We start from the raw sequence: 3778 nt of genomic DNA on the forward strand, positions 1-3778 counted from the left end.
ATTTTCACCTGTACTCCTATAAGCCCATATGATAACCGGAATTAATATCAAAGATAGAATTCCTCCACTTAATGATAAAACGGCATAACTTGATTGAGCCACAACCATTCCGGATAAAGCTCCTCCGGAAGCTCCCGCTAAAGCAATTAAAACGTCTATAGCACCTTGTGTTTTCGCACGTGTTAATGGTTCTGTAGCATCCACTATTTGAGCTGTCCCGCTAATTAAACCTAAGTTCCATCCTAATCCAAGTAACGATAGGGCAACCACTAGAAGAACCATTGAATCACTCGGTGCCATAGCTGCTACCAGCCCAGCTAAAAGAAGGATAATTCCTGAAGTAATTGTCATCGCCGTTCGTCCAATTTTATCAATTAAGACCCCTGTAAATAATGAAGGAAGATACATAGAACCAATATGAAAGCCAATTACAACTCCTACTTCAGTTAGCCCGTGGCCATGATGTTTCATGTGCACAGGTGTCATGGTCATGATAGCAACCATTACAATTTGAGTAAGGACCATAACTGTGGCGCCAACAGCCACTCCTTTTTTGTTCGTTGATCGCTCAGTATTTATTAAATTTCTTTGAGCATCACGTTCTTGTTCATTCGCTTCTATTGCTCTTGCAATCAGTAACGGATCCGGACGCAGCATAATATAAAATACAAGACCAGCTACTATATATGCAACTGCTGCTAAAATGAAAGGTCCCGCAAGTGCTGGGGCACCAATAGAAAGAGCAAAATCTCCCATTACATTAACTAAATTCGGACCTGCAACGGCTCCAAATGTAGTGAAAACCATGGCCATACTAACAGCGGTCCCCCGTTGTTTTGCTTTGGCTAAATCTGTTCCTGCATAACGCGCTTGTAGATTAGTAGCTGTTCCTGATCCATAAACGAGGAGCGAAAGAAAAAGAAGAAAAACACTATTAAGAATGGCAGAAAAAATAACACCAATTGCTCCAACTCCCCCTAGAATAAAACCCGTTGTAAGTCCTGCACGACGCCCTTTTTTTTGAGAAAGCTTTCCTACTAACCAAGCAGCTCCTGCAGATCCTAAAGTAAATAGAGCCGTCGGTACTCCTGCATAGGCATCTGTACCAAGCATTTGCTGTGCAATAAGTGCACCGACAGTAACTCCTGCTGCCAATCCTGCACCGCCAAAGATTTGAGAAACACTTACAACAAATAAGGTTCGTTTATATAAAGCTTTTTGTTTCTCTGATGAATTAACATATTCTTGTAAACAAGTTGATTGGGTGTCTGAAGCTTTTACATGATCCTCGTTTACCATCATAACCTTCCTTTCAGAAAACTCATTTTATTTTTGAAAATATTCTCCCTAGATTTGGATTATCATAACACGCATAAAAAAGCCATACAATATTATAATTGTATGGCAAACAATATTATAAATAGTCGTTAAGTAAACGTTTAAGGATAATCAATCCTTGCTCAAGCTCTCCAATCGTTTTCGGTGCACAGACAGCGATCCTTACAGCTCTGTCTGGACAACTGTTTCCCACTACAAAGCGTTCTGCTGCGCAGCTAATGTTTCAAATTCAGCACCTGTAATCTTTTCTGGTAATAGTAACCAACGAAATATACCAGTTTCCATACCTAAACACGTGTAATTTTCTAAATATTGATTTGCAATTCKATTTCTGAGAATAGCTTGTTGACGATGATTCTCTACTAAGGGTTCAAATTGATTTGACACAATAATACGTGCTGTTAGCTCTGCTAATAATGGTGAAACTGATATATTTAAATTATAAAGTGCTTTTGAAATAGGCTCTTTAAATCGACTAGGCGCTGCTACATATGCTAGTCGTAACCCTGGTGCTATTGATTTTGATAAACTCGCAATATAGATGACTTGTTCTGGTGCATATGATGCCACTGCTGGCATTGGTTGCTCATGATGGAGATGATACGTTGCATCTTCAATAATAAATTGGTTATATTTTTTTGCAATCACGGCAAGCCTTTCTCGGTTTTCAACAGACATACAGCAAGCAGTTGGATTATGGTAGTCTGGTATCAAGTAAATGCCTTTAATATTATCATTTTTACATGCATATTCAAAAGCAGTTGGACTCATTTCATAATTCTTTGATTTTATCGGTACTAATTGTACACTAAGCATAGCTGCAACCGTTTTTAAACCTGGATAAGTGTGATGATCAACCCCGATGCGATCTCCAGGCTGACAAAGACTCGCTAGTATTGCAGCAATTGCATTTTGTCCTCCATTTGCAAATAAAATGTGATCAACTGTTGTTTTGAATCCGCCTCTTCTCATCAGCTTTACAGCTGCATCTTTTTGCCAAAGACTTTCACCTGGCCTCCCATAACTAAACCACTTTTCGTAATCAGTCTCTTGTAGCATATCTTTTAGTTGAAGGAGAAGCGGCTCGTATGAATCATTGTCTGGCAGTGTCGCGCCCATTTCAATTAAGTGGCTAGGCTTTATATCTTCGAGTAAATATGCATTCGATAACGCATCATACGATACGAATGTACCGCTTCCAACAGTAGCACTTAATAAACCCTTTAGCTCGCACACTTTAAATGCTTTTGAAATCGTACTCAAATTTAAATCTAAATAATCGGCTAGCTCTCTCTGTGGAGGAAGTTTTGTTCCAGGTAATAAAACTCCCTTGATAATATCCTGTTCCAATTGTCCTGCAATGGCTTGGTAAATAGGCTTTCTTGTTTTATCAACAGATGGTTTCCAGCTCATCGGATAGTTTTCAAACGAATTAATCGGCATAGTACCCATCCTTTTTTCACACAATTATATACTTGTACTGTTTATATCACAATTATCATTATTAATAATTTCCAAGAATCTATGGTTTTTGAGACTTGATTATGATCAATTATTTTAACGATTAAATATAATTGATCATAATTTTCTACACCTTTTTCTCATGTTTCTAAGCCTCTTGTGACACTGCGAAGAAACATTTTTGTCCTACTGCTAAGAGTTAATAGAGGAGAAGCACATGCTGAAGGTATCAATTCACGCATGTGAAATATCTTAACCTTATCCTAGAGCCGGATCATCAGGGGATGATGTTTTTAGAAGCTATCTTCTATTCAATAAAGGAGTCTTTTGTAAAGAGGAAGTCCGTTCTTTCTTAAATTTTTTAAAATTTCTTGACCTTAATAGTGCTTAATGAAAAATAGATTTTTCAGTCTAGCTACTCATAAATCTATACAAATCTTTACCTACTGTTGTAGATAAACGTTTACAGTTTAACTTGTCTTCCTTTTACTTATTTCTTTTTTTCCATTTTATAACCTGGATGTTAACGCCATGGTCTTCTTGAGATGATATGGTGAATTCGTCCATTAATTTTTTCACCCCTGATAAACCAACGCCTAACCCTCCTGACGTTGTATAACCACTTTCCAGCGCTTTTTGAATATTTTTAATGCCAGGTCCTTTATCTATAGCTATTATTTTGAGTCCTATTTCAGGTTTTTTCTCTATTATTTCCATTGTAATTTTTCCGGTAGTGGCATATTTATATATATTTCTGGATAATTCTGAAATAGTCGTAATAATTCGGGCCTGATCAAGTGTGCTGAAGCCTAAGCAGTTAGAAAACATTCGCCCTTTCTGACGCGCTTCTACTATATCCACTTCAGTGTGTATCTCAACAGTTAAAGGTTCCTTTCCTTCATCCGATTGAAATAGCATAATTATCACCACTTTCTTTATTTTAATAGTAGTAAAAAAACAATAGGCCAAAAAGAAAGGT

Annotated in this window: 2 protein-coding genes and 1 pseudogene; all 3 read right to left on the bottom strand. The window is 37.3% G+C overall.

Annotation, left to right across the window (positions count from 1 at the left end):
* A partial coding sequence (locus AC1DRF_RS19225; RefSeq protein WP_477741419.1) for an MFS transporter occupies positions 1–1302 on the bottom strand: 1302 nt, incomplete at its 3' end.
* A gap of 112 nt (positions 1303–1414) precedes the next feature.
* Positions 1415–2781, bottom strand: a pseudogene (locus tag AC1DRF_RS19230) (aminotransferase-like domain-containing protein).
* A 504-nt stretch (positions 2782–3285) separates the two neighbouring features.
* Positions 3286–3717: an anti-sigma regulatory factor gene (locus AC1DRF_RS19235; protein WP_043981829.1), complete on the bottom strand. Its 432-nt coding sequence runs from the start codon at positions 3715–3717 to the stop codon at positions 3286–3288.
* Between the last annotated feature and the right edge of the window lie 61 nt (positions 3718–3778).

It is taken from the genome of Priestia sp. P5_B4 (assembly GCF_056400385.1).